At 55.0% G+C, this 19,791-nt stretch carries 17 protein-coding genes and 2 tRNA genes; 14 read left to right on the top strand and 5 right to left on the bottom strand.

The features are described from left to right. From B2310_RS12690 to B2310_RS12675, 4 genes are all read left to right on the top strand, one after another. The coding region (locus tag B2310_RS12690) for a hypothetical protein (RefSeq protein WP_290732212.1) at positions 1-746 on the top strand (746 nt) is incomplete at its 5' end. Between the two features lie 11 nt (positions 747-757). Then, positions 758-952: a hypothetical protein gene (locus B2310_RS12685; RefSeq protein WP_073056062.1), complete on the top strand. Its 195-nt coding sequence runs from the start codon at positions 758-760 to the stop codon at positions 950-952. A gap of 26 nt (positions 953-978) precedes the next feature. After that, on the top strand, positions 979-1,659 hold the full coding sequence (locus B2310_RS12680; RefSeq protein WP_290732206.1) for an HAD family hydrolase: 681 nt from the start codon (positions 979-981) through the stop codon (positions 1,657-1,659). Between the two features lie 62 nt (positions 1,660-1,721). Then, positions 1,722-2,978, top strand: coding sequence for a tyrosine-protein phosphatase (locus B2310_RS12675; RefSeq protein ID WP_290732204.1), 1,257 nt, complete (start codon positions 1,722-1,724; stop codon positions 2,976-2,978). Between the two features lie 2 nt (positions 2,979-2,980). Here B2310_RS12675 and B2310_RS12670 read toward each other — a convergent pair whose 3' ends face one another. After that, entirely contained in the window at positions 2,981-3,805 is an 825-nt protein-coding gene (locus B2310_RS12670; protein WP_290732202.1) for a hypothetical protein, read from the bottom strand. 499 nt (positions 3,806-4,304) lie between these two features. On the opposite strand from B2310_RS12670, the gene B2310_RS12665 reads away from it, so the two are divergent. Both B2310_RS12665 and B2310_RS12660 read left to right on the top strand, forming a co-directional pair. Next, entirely contained in the window at positions 4,305-5,039 is a 735-nt protein-coding gene (locus B2310_RS12665) for a hypothetical protein (RefSeq protein WP_290724158.1), read from the top strand. A gap of 98 nt (positions 5,040-5,137) precedes the next feature. Continuing rightward, positions 5,138-5,211: transfer RNA gene (locus tag B2310_RS12660), tRNA-Pro, on the top strand. Positions 5,212-5,262: 51 nt separating this feature from the next. Here the strand turns inward: B2310_RS12660 and B2310_RS12655 are convergent. Both B2310_RS12655 and B2310_RS12650 read right to left on the bottom strand, forming a co-directional pair. Continuing rightward, positions 5,263-6,990 (bottom strand): sensor domain-containing diguanylate cyclase, encoded by a 1,728-nt coding sequence (locus tag B2310_RS12655; protein WP_290732198.1) that lies wholly within the window; start codon positions 6,988-6,990, stop codon positions 5,263-5,265. Between the two features lie 24 nt (positions 6,991-7,014). Then, entirely contained in the window at positions 7,015-8,514 is a 1,500-nt protein-coding gene (locus B2310_RS12650) for an extracellular solute-binding protein (protein WP_290732195.1), read from the bottom strand. Between the two features lie 99 nt (positions 8,515-8,613). Between B2310_RS12650 and B2310_RS12645 the strand changes: the two genes are divergently transcribed. The 7 genes from B2310_RS12645 (at position 8,614) to B2310_RS12615 (ending at position 14,891) form a co-directional block, all read left to right on the top strand. Then, on the top strand, positions 8,614-9,024 hold the full coding sequence (locus tag B2310_RS12645; protein WP_173380918.1) for an NUDIX domain-containing protein: 411 nt from the start codon (positions 8,614-8,616) through the stop codon (positions 9,022-9,024). Between the two features lie 70 nt (positions 9,025-9,094). Next, complete coding sequence (locus B2310_RS12640) at positions 9,095-9,532, top strand: DUF3332 family protein (protein WP_173364955.1); 438 nt, start codon at positions 9,095-9,097, stop codon at positions 9,530-9,532. A 143-nt stretch (positions 9,533-9,675) separates the two neighbouring features. Further along, on the top strand, positions 9,676-10,383 hold the full coding sequence (locus tag B2310_RS12635; RefSeq protein ID WP_290732190.1) for a tetratricopeptide repeat protein: 708 nt from the start codon (positions 9,676-9,678) through the stop codon (positions 10,381-10,383). Beyond that, a complete protein-coding gene (locus B2310_RS12630) occupies positions 10,380-11,507 on the top strand; it encodes a serine/threonine protein kinase (RefSeq protein ID WP_290732187.1) in 1,128 nt (375 codons plus the stop codon). Before B2310_RS12635 ends, B2310_RS12630 begins: the two co-directional genes overlap by 4 nt. Before the next feature lie 13 nt (positions 11,508-11,520). Continuing rightward, entirely contained in the window at positions 11,521-12,975 is a 1,455-nt protein-coding gene (locus tag B2310_RS12625; RefSeq protein WP_290724145.1) for a sigma-54 interaction domain-containing protein, read from the top strand. A gap of 165 nt (positions 12,976-13,140) precedes the next feature. Next, a complete protein-coding gene (locus B2310_RS12620) occupies positions 13,141-13,584 on the top strand; it encodes a hypothetical protein (protein WP_290732184.1) in 444 nt (147 codons plus the stop codon). Then, on the top strand, positions 13,581-14,891 hold the full coding sequence (locus tag B2310_RS12615; RefSeq protein WP_173380922.1) for a hypothetical protein: 1,311 nt from the start codon (positions 13,581-13,583) through the stop codon (positions 14,889-14,891). The genes B2310_RS12620 and B2310_RS12615 overlap by 4 nt, the downstream gene beginning before the upstream one ends. A 62-nt stretch (positions 14,892-14,953) precedes the next feature. Here B2310_RS12615 and B2310_RS12610 read toward each other — a convergent pair. Then, positions 14,954-15,026 (bottom strand) — tRNA-Ala (locus B2310_RS12610). 101 nt (positions 15,027-15,127) lie between these two features. Then, complete coding sequence (locus tag B2310_RS12605; protein ID WP_290732179.1) at positions 15,128-18,526, bottom strand: MFS transporter; 3,399 nt, start codon at positions 18,524-18,526, stop codon at positions 15,128-15,130. Positions 18,527-18,746: 220 nt separating this feature from the next. Here B2310_RS12605 and B2310_RS12600 point away from each other — a divergent pair, with 220 nt between their 5' ends. Continuing rightward, positions 18,747-19,790, top strand: coding sequence for a T9SS type A sorting domain-containing protein (locus B2310_RS12600; RefSeq protein ID WP_290732177.1), 1,044 nt, complete (start codon positions 18,747-18,749; stop codon positions 19,788-19,790). Position 19,791 lies beyond the last annotated feature (1 nt).

Genomic DNA, 19,791 nt, shown 5'->3' with positions numbered 1-19,791 from the left:
TTGGCGATGTCTATACGCATGCGCTCGACCTCGGCATTACCAAGCGCGACGACGGGTTCATCGGCATTCCCGGCAGGCCCGATACCTTGCTGCGGGCATACAACGCGAACCTCCCGACTATCGCCGAGAATATCGCCGGTTACAAGACGATGCTGACCTACGACGACCTGATTCCCGGAGGTAGCCAGAAGTGGACTGCGGAACGCTGGGTGGATGCGATTACCACGGCGCACCTGACCTATTATGTGCTGGACCAGGATAACGACTGTGGCTACTATTTCTATAAGGACAACAAGGCACTCGCGGATTCCATGAGCAAGGTCATCGGCTACAACTTTACCGTGACGCGTGCGGAACTGCAGACGGTTACGGCCGCCGACACCGCCGCAGGCGATGTTGCGACGAACACATTGAACATTACCGTCAAGAACACCGGCGTGGCGCCCTGTTTCTTCGATGTGTATCTAGTGGCGGAATTCGTCGATAGCACGGGAGCGTCCATCGCGCAGTTGGGCAAAACCATCCGCATTCCCAAGGGAACGTTCAAAGACGGCGCTTCGCAGCAGTTCTCGTTTGGTGGCGCGGTTCCGGCAGGCGAGAAAAATCTCGCGACGCAGCCTGGCGTTTCTGTAGCCCATTCCCTCTACGAAAGCGAAGATGCCTACAAGAGCGGCAAAAATCCCACCGTCCGCTTCGACAACGACGGCCTTCAAGGGAATAACAAGCTACTATTGATGTCCCGATAACGCGTAATTCAATGTCCCTTCTGCTAGCACTAATCTTCTTGGCGCTTTTCATCAGTGCGATTGTTCGCGGGCAGTTCTCTTACGGCAAGGCGGATTACAGTTTCCGGGAGCACCCGGTGCAGTTCGTAATCGTGCTTGTGTTCATCTTGGGCGTGTCGGCGCTTTGCTTTTACCGTTTTCTTGTGGAAATGGAATTCTTGCGGTAAAAAAGATTCCTAAATTTGGCTCCGCCATGCTTCACCACAAATCCCTGATTGTTTTTGACCTGGACGGCACGCTGTTCAACACCCTCGGCGACCTTGCTGTGGCGGTGAATTTTGCGCTGCGCCACTTTGGCCTGCCGGAACATGACGAGCAGCGCGTACGGACCTTTATCGGGAACGGCTCCATGAAGCTGATCGAGCGGAGCATGGGGGAGGCGGCCCTCCCGGAAAACATTGCCCGCACGGGCGTTACAGTCGAAATGGTTCACAAGGTCTATTCGGATTTTTACTGGGAACACTGCACCGAGCGCACGCTTCCGAATCCGGGCGTTGTCGAATTCCTGCGTAATACGACTGCCCGCGTGGCCATGCTTACCAACAAGCCGGAGCGTCCGACATTCAAGTTGCTGGAACATTTCCACCTTCGCGATCGCTTTGAATTCGTGCTCTGCGGCGACACCACGCCCGAACGCAAGCCTAGTCCCGCGGGCCTGTTGAAAATCATGGAATCCGCAGGGGTTTCTCCCGCCGAAACCGTGATGGTGGGCGATGACCAACCGGATATTCTTGCTGCCCGCAACGCCGGTGTCGACTGCGTTACGCTCCTCTGCGGGTTCGGAAAGCCGGTAAACTTGCTCCCGCTTGCCCCGGAGAATGTGGTCGAAAGCTACGCCGAAATGTGTGAATTACTTTGTTCTTTAACGCGTTGACGCTCTTGTTTTGGGGCGCGCCTTCGCACAGCCTTGTAAAAAATTGTATAGTTGTGCTTGGTATGCTCTATAAGTTTTTACGCCTCGTGACATTCGTATTGGTGATGGCTCTCGGCCTTGTCGCCTGTAGCAATTCTTATAGTTCCCTTGCCGATGTTTCGGAAGAAAATTCTTCGTCAGAAACCTTTTCGAGTTCATCGTTTGTAGTTTCGTCAAGTTCTTCAATAAAATTCTCGAGTTCTTCAGATGCCTCGGAAACCGTGTCGGTTGTTGCTCTGGTAACGGATACTTTCGAGGTGTTTGCCTTTGGGTCGTTGAATATCGATATTGTCGCGGATTCGTTCTTGACCAAGTTCGATTACGGGGACGTTGTTTCAGTAATGGTGCCTGGGTACGATACGCTGGACGTTCCCGTGGTTGCGAGCTATGGCGATGTGTTTCCGGGCGAATTCTTTTTGTATGTTTCCTCGGGACTGAATTATCTCAAGCTTGAAGCCCGTTATGGACAGATGGCGGAGGTCATTGGTCTCGGGCGTGGTGCAGAATTCCCGATAGAAGTTGCCATCCGGATGAAGGAGAAGGGCGGATATGCGGAACATTTGGGAAACTTGAACTCACTTGCAATTTCCTATTCCATTGAGGCGTATCCGGAGCTTTCCGTCGCGGACTTTGCGAATTTCAGGATGGTGCGTACGACGGGAATGGGCGAGGGTCGGCTTTACCGCTCGTCGAGCCCGGTGGACCCCTCGATTGGGCGCAACAAGTATGCGGATTCACTTGCGGCGGTCGCGGGAGTCAAGACCTTCGTGAATCTTGCTAATAGCGAGGAATATGCGGAATCGTACAACGGCTTTGCGCAGTCCTATTATGCGACGCGGAACATTGTTTACCTTGATGTGCTGCCGGGCTTTGCAAACACGCCGTTCAAGGAGGGCTTCGTGAAGGGGCTCCGTTACATGATAGAGCATGATAGCCCGTACCTGTGGCACTGCACGTACGGCATGGACCGCACCGGGTTCTCGATAGCCGTGCTAGAGGCCCTGATGGGAGCGACCGCCGAAGAAATCAAGGCAGATTACGTTGCAACGCACAGGAATTTCTATAGCGTGAGTGGCGGCAGGCAGGTTGCCTTGACCGCGAAGCAGGCGGAACTCATTCAGGCGATAATCGTGAGGCTCATGCGGAATGCGTATAAGGTGGAGGGAGTCGACATCTCCGATTTCGAGAATGCTGATTTGGCGGCCGCCACCGAGAAGTACCTGCTTTCGCTTGGCCTGGAACAGGCCGAAATTGATTCGCTCAGGGCGCGGCTGAAGTGAAACTACTTCAGGAATTTTCGAATGACGTTCCTTACATGTTTCGCGTTAAGCGGGGTGGTCGATGTTTCGAATGTTGCGATGAGTTTCTCGCCGAGCGTATAGCCGGATTTGTCGTAGAGTTCGATTTTTTTGACGGCGTTGGACGCGTATTCCGGATTGTCCATCAGTCCGAAGTGTTCCCATACAAGTTCCTTGCGGGAGCGAATGTTCAAGCAATAGAAATCCGGATGCAGTGTGCCCATGCCCTTGACTGTAAGTGGGAATTCGTACCGGAAGGGAATTCCTTCACTATCTAGAGAATCGGCGATGATGACCTCGGACTTCGACCGGACTCTCACGCCTCTTGAGGTATAAATTTCCGGAGTGTCTTCTGCGAAGGATTTTGCCTTGTATGGGAGGTTCCGCCAGAGTTCGGCGTATTTTGCATCGGGCAATATCGCCGGAGCGACTAGTCTCTTGCGGGCTGGATTTAGGGCGTTGTAGATGTCCTCAATCTCGGTGCCGTTGTATTTCTGGGCAAATTTTTCCAGCAATTCGATTTCACGTATGGTTGCCGATAGAATAGCCTTGTTATAATCCCTTTGGGCGACAGCCTGAACCTTGCGGAGTTCTTTTTCGGGAACGTAAACTCCGTTGAGGTTGCTGTTGCTTACAAGGTAAAAATGCGAATGGCCGCTCTTGCTTGTTGAAATTCTAAGCCGCCCTTTGGGTGCATTTCTTAGGGCCTTTTGTTTTTCGCTGCGGAGGGCTTGCAACTCCTGCAGGCGCGCGGCCATCTGGAGCGAAAGCGATTCCCTGGAAATCAGCTCGGGTATATGATAGTCCATTTTTTCCCCTCAGATTAATGGTGTTGGGTGTAATGTATAAAATATGGAGCCCGCAGACCAGTGGTTGGGCCGTTACCTGGAAAAATAGGACTAAACGGGGGTGAAATTGTGGTTTAGTCCTATTTCCGGGCGCTCCTCCCTCCATTTTCGTATGCAGAATCCCCGCAATCCTCTGATTTTTTGCTGAAAGAGGTTGAAAATTTTTTTGAAGTTGCAGGTTGGTAGGACTAAACGGGGGTGAAATTGTGGTTTAGTCCTACCGAGGTCGTCGCAGTCAAAGTGGCGATAGGACTAAATGGGCGAAAAGATGCCGTTTAGTCCTATTTTCAGCCCTCCGGCGGCTATTTTCAGCCCTCCGGCGGCTATTTTCGAGCCCCGTGGCTATTTCCAGACTCCTCGTGGCTATTTCGAAAGTCGCGTTCCCCTCCCAATCTCCACCCGCAAAAGCCTGCTTCTCCGCACGGGCAGCCCCTGCGTTGAATTTGCTATATTCTTGCCCATGACATCAAAGATTTTGAAATCCGCATTCATCGCGGCGCTCGCTTTTGCCGCAGCCTCCTTTGCCGACGAGGCCATCCGCTTTGTTCCCGAGGTTTACCCGATGGGCGAGGTTGCCCAGGGCGACCAGAAACACTACGTGCTGCAGGGCGCGAACACCACGGGTGCAGAGATTGTGCTCGAAAACGTGTTCGGACAGGGCATCGGCATGTCGAATTTCAAGTTCCCGCAGAAAATTGCCCCGAAAGCGGCTGTCACTATCGAATTCGACATGGATTTTGCCGGCATGGACGGAAAAATTGATCCGACGGTCGTACTGGTGACTGCGGGAGGCAAACCTTACACGGCAAAGCTCTCCGGCGTGGTGAAGGCTCCCGTGTTCTTCGGCGAGAAACTTTTCGATGCCGGTTTCTACAAGGCAGGCGAGAAGCGCGAGTGGACGTTTTACGTGTGGGAGACCGACAAGAAGGCCCGCCCTGACATAGAACTTTCGCCCGAATCGGCGAAGCAGTTCGCAATGAAGTCGAAACCCGTGATGCTCAATGTCGACAAGCTCGACAAGATCAAGGAAGGCGGCAAGGTTCCCGGAATCAAGGTGACTCTCTCGACGAAGGGGCTCACTCGCGAGGGCTGGGAATTAAAGCAGAAGAGCATCAGGAAGATTGTTTCATTCAAGAGCAAGAAGTATCCGAAGGCGACTCCGGAAGTGCTTATCGTGGGCTACTGGAACGAGTAGTCCGGCCCCGAATTGGCGATAATTTCGCTTTTTTCGCTGTTTTGCCTTGAAAAAATGCCGAGGTTTAACTAACTTTGGCATACTCTTACGAGAGACCTCGGGATGTAGCTCAGCCTGGTAGAGCGCTTGAATGGGGTTCAAGAGGTCGCTGATTCGAATTCAGTCATCCCGATGAAAAGCCCGCTAGTTTTGAACTGGCGGGCTTTTTTGTTGCTTTTTTGCTTTAGGCGTTTTGCTCGTGTTGCTTGGCGGCGTTTGCTGCGTCTTTTTCGGGTTGCCAGAGCACCACCCTGTTGCGGCCGCTCTCCTTGCCTTCGTACAGGGCCTTGTCTGCCATCTGGATGCTCTTGTCGGCGCCGAGGGCTGCGTCGAACTGCGCGACTCCGAGCGTGATGGTCACCTTGATGGAGAGTTTCCCGTATTCGACGGTCATGTTCTCTATTTTCTTGCGGAAGCGTTCGGCAACGATGGCCGCTCCGGCAAGGTCGGTCTCGGGAAGCAGCGTGAGGAATTCCTCGCCTCCGTAGCGCGCGATGACGTCGTACTTGCGGAGCATCCCGCGGATGGTGTGCGATACGGCTTTTAGCACTTCGTCGCCACAGGCGTGCCCGTAAGTGTCGTTCACCTCCTTGAAGTGGTCTATGTCGATAAAGATGAAGCAGAACGACTTGCGGGTTCTTGCCACGCGTCCTATTTCGTTGTCGATGGTTCGCAGCATGTCGCGCCGGTTCGGAAGCCCGGTGAGTTCGTCGGTCCTCGAAATCAGGTCGAGTTTCTTGTTCGCCTCTTCCAGTTCCTTGGTCCGGGCCTGGACCTCCTGTTCGAGCAGTTCGCGGTGAGCGTTCAGTTCGTGAATTTGGCGGTTGATGGTCCGGCTCATGTCGTTGAAATGCTTGGTGAGGATGCCGATTTCGTCTTGCCGGTTGCCGAGGTCGATGTCCTCGCTAGAAAGGTCGCCGTTCGCAATCTTGATGGTGTGGACGATGAGCTTTTTCATCGGGACGGCGAGTGTCCGGTACATCCAGAAGGCGATGAGCAAGATTGCGATGAAGCTTGCGGCGAGGATGATGAGGCTCGAAAGCCTGATGGATGTCACCTGCGCGTCGATTTCAGCCTTGGGTAGCAGAGAAAGAAGCCCGATGTCGTAGGTGGCGTCGTAGTGGTATGTCGAAAGGTAGGACTCGCCGTCCTTGAGCCTGAGGAACGTGGCTGTCGATATCTCGAAGGTCTTCGGGTCGAAAGCCTCGATTCCGAGCTCCGAAATCTTGTGGTGCCCGTCAAGCCAGGTTTCGAGGTCGGGATGGTAAAGGATTTCGCCCTGGCCGTTGATGGCGACGAAGTAGCCATTCTTGCCGACCTTGTTTTCGGCAAGTAGCTTCCAGAGCCTTTGCGCCGAGAAACTGGCGACGAGGCTGCCGTTTCCCTTGGCGGCATCGGCGACGACGGTCGCGAAGGCGCACTTGGGCTTCATGTTGTCGGGGTCGCGGTACCAGCGGGACACGTGGATGCGGTGCGGGGTGAGCTTCGAAAGATCGACAGGGTATTTGGCGACGGCGGTTGCGCCCACCATGGAATTGTCGCTGATGAGGCTGTCCTTGCGGTCGAACAGCGAAACGCGCTCGCCCGAAGTGAACAGCGGCGAGATGTTGTAGCTCTTGAGGTAGCCGGCCGATACAGTCGGATCCATGCTGCGGATTTCGGATGTCTTTGCGAGCAGCGAAAGCTGGTTGCCGAACTGCAGGAGTTCGTTGTGGACAACGGTCGCCATCTGCTGGAGCTGCACGTAGTTTGTCTCGAATGCGCCTGCGAGGGTCGATTGCATTTGCCTGCTCGAGGAAATGTAGGTGCCGCCAGTGATGATGAGCACCATCGCAAAAGTCAAGAGCAAGATGCTCTTGAGAATGATACTCTTCGAGAACTTGGTTACTTTCGCTGTCTTCGTCTTGCTCATAGGCCTAATCCATGCGGAAATCGGTTATTGCTTCCTTTTTCGCGTGTACGAGAACAGGAAACTGATGACCAGGACGAAAAAGAAAATGAACACCGTGGGATTGAATCCGCTTCCGTCTTTCGCGTCGTTCTTTGGGGATACCTGCTTTTTGCCGGCTTGCTTGGCCCTTTTCCAGATTTCCTGGAATTCGGCGAAAGTCATCGTTTTCGTGGGCGTGTAGCCTAGGCGGTTGTTGATGTTGTCGGTGTAGTCCTTGAATGTCTGGTAGAGCTTTTCCTCGGAGAAGAGGGCGGGAATCTCGAGCAGTTCCCACACGGCGCTGAACATGGAGACGAGCGCCTGCTCGATGTCGCCCCATTCGGGAATGGCGGTGTAGGTGCGACCGTTTTCGAGGAGGTGGACCAGTTCGCCGTAGGCTTCGTCGTCGGCCCAGGATTCTAGGACCGTCTTGGATGGGGGCAAAAACCCGATTTGCTTGGTGTAGGCATCGAGGTTTGCGTCATTGGTGAGGTACAGGAGTAGCTTGAGTGCGTTTGGATTGCTGTTCTTTGCCGGGATGGCGAGGTTCGATCCGCCGACAAAGCTGATGCTTCCGGCAGCTCCCTTCGGGATGGGGAATACGGTGACGCTGTCCGCTCCGATACGCGCATTCGAAAGGCCTCCCATGGAACCGTTGAACCGTGTCTGCATCACGATTTCGGCGGTGTTCACGATGAAGGCGAGTTCGCCGTTGTTGAACTGCTGGGCGATTTGAGCCGTGTTGAGTTGCAGTGTTTCGCTAGAGACTAGAGTGTCGAGGATGAAGTTCAGGTACTTGGCGATACCCTTCAGCGTGGGCTCGGTGAGGATGTTCGCCTGCCACTTGCCGTCGTTGTCTTTGGCGATGAAGTCTCCGCCTTCGCTCCAGACCCAGGGCGCGAAGTTGTGCGGAATGTTCCAGTCGCTCTTGCCGGGGAAGGCGTAGCCGCGGACCTTGGCTCCGTCTTCGAGCAGTTCCCTGCCCTGGTTCACCTTGGCGATCGCCGCAGAAAAGCCTTCGTAGGTGGCGATGTCATCTTTCCCGATGCCGTATTTCTTGAGGATCCGCTTGTTGGCGAGGACGGGGCGGATGTCGATGAACCAGGGAACGGAATAGATGGTGGTGTCGGCATCGATGTGCGTGGTGCCCCAGCTTGCCGCGACAAACCTGTCGGGCATAATCTTGCCCAGGTAAGGGTTGAGGGGCTTGATTTCGCCTCGGGAGGCAAAATAGGGAATCCACGAGGTGCCGAGCTGCAGCACGTCGGGCGCGCCCTTGCCTGTCTCGAGGGTGGATGCGATTCGGTTCCAGGCTTCGCCCCAGTCGAGAACCTGGACTTGGACGGGGATGTGCGTCTCCTCGGTGAACTTGGCGAGCTGCTGTTCCAGCTTTTCTTGCGGGGAGGCGCCGTTGGGCATGATCCATACCGAGAGTGTGTCGGTGGCAAAAGCGGCGGATGCGGAAAGAGCTGCCGCGATGGCGAGCGTCCTTGTGAAAAATGACATAAAAACTCCTTGACTGTACCCCAAAAAGACAAAAAAAGTGATTTTGAATAAAAGTCCTTTTCAAAATAACAAATAATTTGTATTTTCCTTGGCAAAAAATTGAAAAAAGGGGAGCAGATGCATGTTGCTTGTGGAATAGCCGTGTCCGGCGAAAATATCCTTATCTGTAAGAGGGTTCAAGGGGGGCCCTATGCGGGTCGCTGGGAGTTCCCGACTGCGGTTCTCGATGCCGGGGAGACCCTCGAAGAGAGCCTCGAAAGGTCGTTTTTTGAGCGACTTTCGCTGAATTTGGAAAAATTTGGCTGTTTGGGGGCCTTTGATTCGGTTTGCGCCCGGGGCGTCCGGGTGCACGCCTTTAGGGTAAAATGCCCCGATTTTTCCATGGTGCTTTCGGGCTACGATGATGCTAAATGGGTTCATATCAAGAAGTTGGAGCGTTTTCCGCTCATTCCGGACGCTGTGACGCTTGTCAAAGTGTTGCAAAAAAATATCGTATTTTTCCCGCAATAAGATGTTTTTTTAGTTATATTTTCCCATAGTCGTAAAAAACGATGAACTCAATCCTTAAGGAGTAAATAAAATGAAAAAAGGTATCGCTACCCTCATTTGCGCAAGCCTCATCACCCTCACCGGCTGCTATGGCAGCAACGCTTGCTTCGAAAAGCTTCACAAGTGGAACGGCACGCTTGGTAACAAGTGGCTCAATTCCATCGTTCACTTCATCCTCAACATCTTCGGTGTTTACTGGATTTGCTTGGGCCTCATCGACGGCCTCGTCCTCAACACTGTCGAATTCTGGACTGGCTCCAACCCGCTCGCTGCTGGTGACTCCTACTTCGAGCAGGATGCTCAGGGCAACTCCATCGCCGCTGTGAAGAACGCCGATGGCACGATGTCTGTCGAAGTGACCACCGCTGCTGGCGAAAAGGCTAACCTCACGCTCCAGCGCGACGAAAACGTCGTCCGCGCTCTCGACGCTGAAGGCAACCTCGTTGCTCAGTACGACATCGAAAAGTAATTCTACTTTGAAAATGTTTCGGAATCCCTGCCTTTTGCGGCGGGGATTTCTTTTTTTCTATGGAATTGCCGAAAAACTTTGTTTACGGGCGTTTTTTTTTAGAAAAATCGAAAAAATCCGAAATTTTAATGTATTTTGGGGGTATGACAGGGCGTTTTCTACAGTTGGGACGTCTGATTGCGGTATTGGCTATCGCAGTCTGTTTTTGTGCATGCGTCGAAGATGACGTGAAGCGCGGGAATGAGGCGCTCCGCATCGGCGACTATGACCGTGCCGTCCTGAACTTTTCGAAGGCGCTCGACGTGCAACCCGCCGACCGCGATGCCCGCTACGGCCTGGCCCTTGCGTACTACGCTATCGCCGAGGACAAGGAGAGGCTCAAGGGATCGACCCGCGACCTCTGGGAACGTACCGTGAACGAGTTCCGCATCCTCTCGAAGGTGGATAGCAGCGGCCGCATTGACGCCGCTTACTCGACGGGACTCTTCTACCTTGCCCGTGCGACCCTTGCCGAGGATTCCCGCACGAACGTGCTGCCGCTGTTGGACCATTCCATCCTGCTCGATACGGCGAACTACTTCAGCTATAACCTCAAGGCTCTGATTCTTGCAAACCAGGGCCGCGTGGAGGAAGCCAAAAAGATTTACGTTTACATCGTGACGAAGGAACCGAAATTCGCGTCTGCGTACCTGAACCTCGGAAATATCTACTGGGAAGAGCACGATGTGGAATCGGCCTGGGATATCTGGTCGATGGGGCACGAGGCCCTGCCTAAGGATGCCGCTCTTGCACGCTGGACGCGTGTCGCCGAGGATTCCCTCAAGGCCATGGTCCAATCCGGGGAACTATGAGCGTACTCGACGATGCTTGCGGATGCACCCTCCTGCACGAAGGCGGCGAGGCCCGGATTTACAAGTTTAATTCCGGCGGACGTTCTTTTGTCCTGAAGTGGTATGCGGAAGGCGTCCGCATCGACAGTCGCTCGGTCGAAGTCCTGCTGCGTGGCCGTTTCCCCGGTGCCTACAGGATTTTTGAATCGGGGGTGCGCGAGGGTCGAGCCTACCTGGTCTACGAATTTATCGAAGGCGCGGAATCGGATGCCGTCGCGCCGCTGCCGCCTGCGGTCGCGCTCTATTCCTTGCGGAAGGTGACGCGGACCCTTTCGGACCTTGCAAGGCAGGGTGTCCATCATGGCGACCTGAACCCCTCGAACGTGATTTTCGGTCGCGACGGCGAACCCGTCGTTATCGACTGCGGAATAGTCGGTCCCGGTGCTCCCGCCTTTGCCGCTCCGGAACGCTTTCAGGGGAAGCCCGCCACGGAAAAGAGCGACCTCTACAGCCTGGGCATGCTCCTGTATTGCTGGCTCGCGGGGGAACCGCTGCTTTCGGCGGAAAAATTCGACGCGTATGCGGCTGCCGCGAATTCTGCGGATGGTCTCGACCCGACGACTTTGCTTTATGCGAAGGGCGTGGGCGCAGAAACATTAGCGAGGCTCGAACCTCTGTGGAAGGGACTGCTCCGTTCTAGTCCCGAAGACCGCGTGGAAGATTTCGACGAACTCGACGAACTTCTCGAAATCGCTTTCGATGCCGAATGCGGCGGCGAGGTTGTCTGGAATTCTACCCGCAAGGCGTTCATGGCTTCGGTCGAATCAAAAATCGGAACGAATTGTTGCAATAGAGGTGAAACGTGCGATTTGCCTGTAGCGTTTGCCGTGACCAAACGCACAGGGCGTCGGCGAGTTGCGCTGCTTCTTGCTGCGATTGTTCTTATATTGTCTGTAATGGCTCTGTTCTTGCTGCTGTTGCCTGCGGGTAATTCCGTAGACGAAACGGGCAAGCGGATGCTTGAAAAGTCGAGGGCTCTTGAGACCGAGGTTCCGGAAGCGGAATCCCCGGAACCTTTCGAAAAGATGCCCGAGGCTGTCCTGGAATCCTTGCCGGTTCCGGGAACGAATGACGGCGAAGAATAAGGAAAGGATGTTTATGAAATCGGAATCGATGCTTGCAACAGAGAAAATGCTGGATGTGGTGAAGACGCTTCTCGACGAGGACAAGCCGGAAGAGCTCTTCCCGAAGATACTTTCGGTCGCGAAGGGTGTGCTGCATGCGGATGCCGGTGTCCTTGATATCGCCGGCGATTCTCCGCTCCACTTCTCGAATCCGGAACAGGTATCCATTTCTATCTCGGCGGTGAAACAGGCCAAAAGCGAAGGCAAGGCGGTGGTGTGGAACCAGCTCGACGACGATGGGGCGGACCTCTCGAAGTCGATTGTGCAAAACCAGCTCACGAGCATCATGGTGTCGCCTTTCCGCACTCCCGATAGCGAATCGGGCTACCTCTACTTGCAGCGCGCCGCCCGCAAGGAACCCTTTACCGATGAAGACAGCGAACTGTTTGATTCGTTTGTCGCTGTCTGCGAAAAGTTTGCGTTTGCGGCCTACGACCGCCTGCGCGACAAGGAATCCCTAGACGTTTTGAAGAACGTTGTCCGCAAGGATGGAATCGTGTATTCGAGCCCGGCGATGTCCGAACTTGTCGCCTTGGCCGAAAAGCTCGCACCGCTCCCGCTCCCGGTGATTATCCGTGGCGAGACGGGTACGGGCAAGGAAGTTTTCGCGAGGTTCATCCACAGGCAGAGCCCGCGCGCCGAACGCCCGTTCATTGCGGTGAATTGCGGCGCCATCCCGGAACACCTGATCGAATCGCTCCTGTTTGGGCATGCGAAGGGCTCGTTCACGGGTGCCATCGATTCTCGCAAGGGCTTTTTCGAGGAAGCCGACGGCGGCACCATATTCCTCGACGAAATCGGCGACCTGCCGCTGAACATGCAGGTGAAACTGTTGCGCGTGCTGCAGGAAAAGCATATCACGCGCGTGGGCGATAACCGCGAAATCCCGGTGAACGTGCGCGTCATCTCCGCGACACATGTGGACCTGGAAGAGGCCGTGCGCGAAAAGAAGTTCCGCGAGGACCTCTACTTCCGTATCCAGGTGATGCCCCTCTCGATTCCGCCCCTGCGTGAACGCGGACAGGACGTGGTTCTCCTGGCCGAAGAATTTATTCGCAGGTATGGCGCTGAATACGGTCGCGGAAAGTTCAAGCTAAGCCGCAATTCCGAGAAGGCGCTGCTCGGCTACCATTGGCCGGGAAACGTCCGCGAACTCGAGAACCGCATCCAGAAGGCGCTTGTCCAGGCGGTCCACGGGGTCATCCAGCCCAAGGATCTGGGACTCGACGACCTGCAGGAGCAGACGAAGGAAAGCCCCCGCACGCTCAAGGAAGCCCGCGAGGCCGTGGAACGCGACGTCATTTCTAGGGCCCTGCGGGACAGCAACGCGAACCTCACGCTGGCGGCCACGATCCTCGGGATTGACCGCAAGGTGCTTCGCGAGGTGATGGAGCGCCTGGGTATCAAGAAAGAGGATTTCCGGAACTGATGCGTAATTTGGAAAAACGGGACTTTTGAACCCGGTGGGACAATGGGTATCAATTTTTACTTTGCTTTTGGATGCATTTTATCTATATTATTGACGATAGGTGGCTAAAAAACCTAGAAAGAAAGCCTAAAGGGATGTTGGCACGGTTTTTGCAGTAGAAAGAGTATGAAACGCTTGACTTTCATATCAATGGTTCTCGTCGCGGCGGCGCTCTCGTTCGCCCGTGATGGCCTTGCTGCTCCGGAGTCCAGCATTCCGACCCCTGCCGAAAGGACGGAAGTTTCGCAAGGAACCCCGGATTTGGGCGCTAAGGAAAGTGCAGACTGGCAAAAGCTACGTGCAGAAAGAAAGCAGGCGAGGGAACAGATCCTCTCCAGGTTGAGGGAAAGTTCCAACGTCGAGAAGCAGGATATACGTCAGAAGGTTTCGAAAAATCGGAACGAAGAGTCTCACTTCGAAGGGAAAAAGCATCAAAAAGAGCCTCGCGAGCGTCGTCCGGAGGCTGAACGTCCGGAACGCGCTGATTCTCCCGAAATGAATCCGATGCGGGGCAATCCCGGCTTCATGCCATTTCCTTGGTGGGGCTGGGGTCCGATGCCTCCGAAATGAATAAAATCGCAGTAGTTCTGTTGCTATTGCTTTCGTCTGTCCTCTTGGCCGAGACCCAGGAGGAGGTTTATTATCAGGCGTTGAAGGCAGAAGAAGCCGGGGATGTTTCCGGCTCCCTTTCGTTGTTTGAACGCGCCATCGATATCGGCGGAGAATATACCGACGAAATCCGCGAAATTGTGAACGAATACTACGATGCCCTGGGAATCTCCCGTGACGGCAGTTCGGTCTCGTTCCGTCTTCAGGGCGATGTGGGCGGCTATGCCCTGCGCTACGATGATTTTTCCGCTTCGGATTCGAGCGCCCGATATGGCGGAGATGCTTACCTGACGCTGAACGCGTTCCTGGACTGGAACGTGGGCGACTGGATCCACTCCTTTGGCCTCTCTTTTGCGATGGACCGCATTTTTGCGGACAACGTCCCCGTGCTGGACACTTGTACCTGGATGCTGGTGCCCGGGATTGAGTATTCCCTTGTTGGGGAAAGCCTCATGCTCGATGTTGGCATGGAATACAACATCTACGACATGGATAAGTTTGAACCCGCCGCGTTCCTATGGTTCGAGTTCGATGCGAAACGCTTCGAGAAACAGCGTATCGGAGCCGCGATTTGGGGCTATACCCGTTGGGGCGGGAATACGACTGCGGCCGTCTATGCGACGTGGCACCGGACTGTGCCGCTGGGTCTGAACGGCCAGGTCTATGCGGGTGTTAAGTACGAGGCCGATTCCCTCGCCGATGTCATCGGCTATGTCGACAAGCTCTCGGAAGATTGCGAGCGGAACGAATTCGGAATGTGCGTCGACGGAAGCATGCCTCCCGGGACGATGCCCCCCTTTACGGATTTCTGGGGGGAGTGCGTCAGGGACCATGGCGAGGAAGTCTGCGCCGATTCCAGGAATGGCATCCTGCAATCGTATATGGATGCTGCCTACGCCGACTGGCTAGAACAGATGGCGCAGGCGGAAACTTCCGATGTGGAAATGGAATACCGTATGAGCCGTTGGATTGGCCCTACGGTCCGCTCGAAGATTTCGTACCGGTTCCGGAACAGGCTTTCCCTGGAATCCAAGATGAACCTTCTGTACGCGTTCCTGGTGGATGGCGCGTCTAGCGAATACGAGAAAATGCGCAAGTTCTCTGTCTCGTGGGGCCTTTCGCTCGGATGGAACCCGAACATTTTCACGTTTTACGTTGGCTTCGAGCAGCTCTACCTGCATTACTGGCTTCCCAACAGCCTCAAGAACTATTTCCCCGACAACAGCCTCGTGAACGAAGTGAAACTCGGGGTGAAATTCGACATCTAGCGCAGCATTTGATGCTGATTTTGGGGAAAAGAAAAGAGGGCGGATGAACCGTCCTCTTTTCATGGAGATAGTGGGAGTCGAACCCATGACCTACAGATTGCGAACCTGTCGCTCTACCAACTGAGCTATATCCCCGTAAGTGATGCCAAATATATCTTATAAGTGCGCTTCCGTCAAGTGTGGATGCCTCAAAAATCGCATTTTGATGCAGATTTGGCGATAGATTCGTCTACTGGCTATTTGTTCCTGTTTTCCACGAGCTCGGTGGCGAGTTTCTTCATGCCGTTGAAATCCCACTTGCCGCTCCCGAGCTTGGGGATGCTTTCGACATTGAATACGGAACCCGGCAGCATCAGCGGGGGAATTCCGGACTTGCGCAGCCTGCGCGAGATTTCCTCGACGTCGCAGTCGCCATTCACGAGCAGCACGATGCGTTCGCCCTTCACCGAATCGGGGACGGCGGTCACGGCGAATTCCATGTTGTCGAGGATTTTCGATTCGGCAATGCGGAGCTCCACGGCGGTAAGCGAAATCATTTCGCCGCCGAGTTTCGCGAACCGGCTGTAGCGGCCGAGAATCTGGACGAACCCGTCGGGGGTGAGCTTGCACTTGTCGCCCGTCTTGTACCAGCGTCTGCCGTCGATCTCGATGACGACGGAATCCGTCTTTTCCGGATCCTTGAGGTAGCCCTTCATTACCTGCGGGCCGGACACGACAAGCATGCCCTCTTCGCCTTGCGGCATGAACTCGTTGGTCTCGGGGTCGATGATTGCCGCGATGGAACCCGGGACTCCCATGCCGATGCTCGACAGGTCGCAGCACTTTTCGAGGGTGAGGAAGTCGTCGAGCAGTGCGTTCGGGGCATTGAGCGTGGCAAGCGGCGTGAGTTCCGTGCAGCCGTAGCCTTCGTAGATATCCTTTCCGAACTTGAGCTTGAATGTCTCGCGCATCTCGGGACGGAGCTTTTCGGCACCTGCGATGATGTAGCGGAGCGAATCGAGGCACATGGGGTGGACCCAGCGGCTCACGACGATGGCGCGCAGGAATGTGGGGGTTCCCATCAGGATGGTCGTCTTGTACTGGGCGCACACGCGGGCGAGCGTCTTGATGTCGGTCGGGTCGGGGCAGAGCACCATGGGAACGCCGTCCAGAAGCGGCATCATGAACGTGAGCGTGAAGCCGAAGGAATGGAACAGGGGCAGGAGCGCCGTCATTACGTCGGTGCGGCGGAGCTTGATGATGTGGTCGCCCTGCTGCGCGTTCGAGATGACATTCTTGTGCGTGAGCTCCACGCCCTTCGGCGAACCTTCGGAACCGGAACTGAAGAGGATGACTGCATCGTCGGAAAGCTTGGCGGAAGTGAACCAGAGCCTGCGGAGGATGGGCTTGGGAGTCGCGATGACTATGAACGTTGAGAAGATACGGTCGAACGTGGTAATCTTCGCTTCTTCCTCGTCGAGGTAGATCATTTTGCATTTCCCGGCAATTTGCCCGAACGCGGGGTTCCTGCCGCAGATTTTCTCGTAGAACGCGCGTGTCGTGACGACCGTGGAAACATCGGCCTTCTCGATGCAGCCGAGGATGGTGTCGACGGGGGAGGAATAGTTGAGGTTCACGCTGGTCTTTCCGGCGCCCAGGATGGACATGATGCCGAGTGCCGCGTCGCGGCTGGTCGCGAGCATGAATCCCACGTTCTGGTCGTTCCTTGCGACGGAGCGGATTTTCTTGCCGAAGTAGTGGCAGAGGCGAATCATTCCGTAGCCGCTCACGTGGTTGCCTGCGGGGTCGATAAGGATGACTCGGCTGCGGCGTTTGCGCATGGCCTTGAACCAGAGCGGGACAATCGATTCGGAGTGGTCCATCGCCATGTTCCAGATGTCGGTGGCGAGGAACTGCAGGTCTTTGCGGATTTGCTTCTCGCTGGCGTCTGTGGGGAGCGGCTTCCCGAATCCGACGCTGATGACGCGGTTGAAGGATTGCGGACGGTTGACGCATTCGGAGGCTTGGCTGTAGCGGCTGCCCCAGAGCCCTTGGATGTAGAACGGCACAATCTGGGCGCCTGTACCCTCGATTGCCTTGGAGTAGTCGAGGGAGAATGTCGAAACGAAGGGAGTTTTCGAGACTTCGCCCTCGGGGAAGATGACGACAGCTTCGCCATTCAGGAGCGCCTTGCGGATTTCTTCCATGGCGGGGGCCGGGTCGCGCCTGTTGATGTCGATGACGAATTTTCCGTGCGAAAGCCAGCGCAGGTACCAGTCGGCGAACGTGTTTCTGTTGCTTGCGATGCGGAGCGGCCTTGGGCTCGACATCTGGAGTACGGCCCAGTCGATAAAACTGAAGTGCGGCCCCACCAGGAGGAGGGGGCCCGTCTCGGGGATGTTCTGCACGCCCATCACCTTGACGCGGTAGCGGAATACGAAAGCGAATGCGAATCGCAGTGCCGCGCGCAGCAGGGCCATCGGGGTCTGCCTGAGGTTCGTGATGAAGGTCAGCGCCAGGATGACCGCGAGGATCATGAAGCAGTGGTCGACCGTTATTGGCGTAAAGATGAGTAATAGTGTCTGCCCGCCCATGATGAGCACGAGGAACGCCATCTGGATGCAGTTGGCGACGGCATGGATGCGGCCTGCTGTGTCGGGACGCGTGAAACTCTGGATGACCGTGCGGAGGATGACGAATGCGGAGCCGGCGCAGAATCCGATGATGCCGTAGAGGATGCCCTGGAGCCAGTCGTTGTGTACGAAGGGTAGTGCGACCATCGTGCCAGCCGATACGGCGGCCGAGAAGGGGATGAATCCGGTCTCGACGAATCCCTTGGATGCCCAGCTTGCCGACAGGGCGCCGATGACGTAGCCCAGCGTGACGATGAACATCGAGATGGGAATGACCGCCGTGTTGAGCATGTCGGTCATGTTCTGGATGAGGATGAGGAATATCTGCGTCACGCCCCAGAACGCGGAAAGCCCGAGGATGGAAAGGCGCACGATGGGGTGGCTCCAGGTGGCGGAGAAGTTGCGCATCGGGGAACGAAGCTTGAGCGAATCGTGGTGTGCTCCGACGCGGATGCAGAACCCGGCGATGGTCGCGACGACGCTGAGTCCAAGGTAAATCCAGAGAGTAAGGTCAATGCTTACGGGGGAATCGGGCCTGCCCGAAAGCCCCATGGCGAAGAACGCCGCGCCCGCCGTGCCGAGGACGGAGAGCACCATGTACCAGGAGTTGATTTTTACGAGGTCTTCGCTTTCGACCATCTCCTTCATGATGCCGAGCTTTGCGGGGCTCAGTACCGCGAGGAAAATGCCGTAGAGGCCGAGAAGACCGTAGGCGACCCATTCGGCGCCGGCCACGTAGCACACGACAATGGCAATGACGGAGGCCAGCATCCCCACGGATGACCATGCCATCACGCGACCCTTGTGGAAGTGGCCTGCGAAGTAGCTTGCCGCGGGCATCATGAATATGCTCGGGGCAAAAATGGCGACCTGGAGTAACATACTGCGCCACCAGAACGCGGACCCCTCGAATGAGAATGACAGCCAGCGCTGGAAGTGGACGAACAGGCCCATCTGCACAAAAATGCTGCAAAAGACGAACAACAGGAACGCGAAGACGCTGGGGTACTTGCTCAGTTTCATAGATCCTCGAAAAGATGCTTAATAATAGAATTATGTAGAATATAGGGAAGTGTTCGCTTAAGGTCAAAAAACTTACAATTTTATTACTTTTGGCCGGTCGCCGGGCATGTTCCAAGTCGGAAAGTTTTTTTTGAAAAAATTTTTCTTTTATTCGAAAAGAAAGTTATATTTTCGGCAAGGATGGTATTGGGATCACCAATCCTTAGAGACGGAGGAGTCTATGAAAGCAAAAGTTCTTGCTGTTGGTATGGCCGTTGTAGCGTCGTTTGCGTTTGCAGAGTATGTGAATCCTGAAATCTGGTTCGATGGAACTGATGCAGAATTGTGGATAAGTACCCCTAATCCAGAAAATCTTTCGCATGACCCAGGAATACTTGGCAGTTATTGGTATGATCTTGATGACCGCAAGAATGACCATGGTGGGTCTTATATCGCGTATCCGTACGACACCACGGGTTATAACGGCTCGTTGATTGCTCCGATGATTGACAGTCTCGGCTACTTGGCTGTCAAGTACCGTCTGGAAGACCCGACAACTACGGGGCAAACAGAAGAATATCCTTACAACTTCGTCAAGTTCGGCTTCAATATAGTTCAAATGGGCGACCCTGGGCTCGACATTTCGTCGATCGGGGGGCTTTGTGCTACTTATACCTCAGATATGGAAGTATGGCTTGAGGTCATTACAGACAAAACCGGCAACACCCCATGTTTTGCGAAGCTTCCCAAGGCTTTAGAGCCGACGACGGTTGACAAGGCAATCGAGGATTTTGCTCAGCCGACGTGGGCTGCTGATTCTAACAAAGTTGCCAGTTGCATGGAGGCGTTCATGGCGGCTCGGTCGGTCATGTTTACAATCAATGGCGGTGCGTCTGTGATGGATGGCGAACTTCGTATTTTCGAGGTCGGTCCCAAAGGGACTTGTAAGGGCGGAAAGACAGTTAAGGATTATTGGCCCGGATCCGGATGCAAGTCCGATGGCGATGGACATGCGCAATGTCCGCCGTGTGGTGGTCCTGGATGTTTCACCAAACTTAGTGGATTGAAAACCGTTTCGTCTGCATCGATTTCTGTGTTGGGCCGATTGGTGACCTTGAACGGACTTGGGCAGAACGTGCAGTACAAACTTTTCGACATGCAGGGCAACGTGGTCCGTAGTGGCTATGCCGCTGGACGCATCGATTTCGGCGGGGTAAAGTCCGGTAGCTACCTGCTCAAGGTCAAGGGCAATCTGGAATTGACCGAGAAGATTGTGCTGAAGTGAT

The organism is Fibrobacter sp. UBA3629, assembly GCF_002374005.1.
Taxonomy (GTDB): Bacteria; Fibrobacterota; Fibrobacteria; order Fibrobacterales; family Fibrobacteraceae; genus Fibrobacter.
The sequence above is the reverse complement of the archived record's forward strand: the minus strand, read 5'-3'. Positions and strand labels throughout refer to the sequence as shown.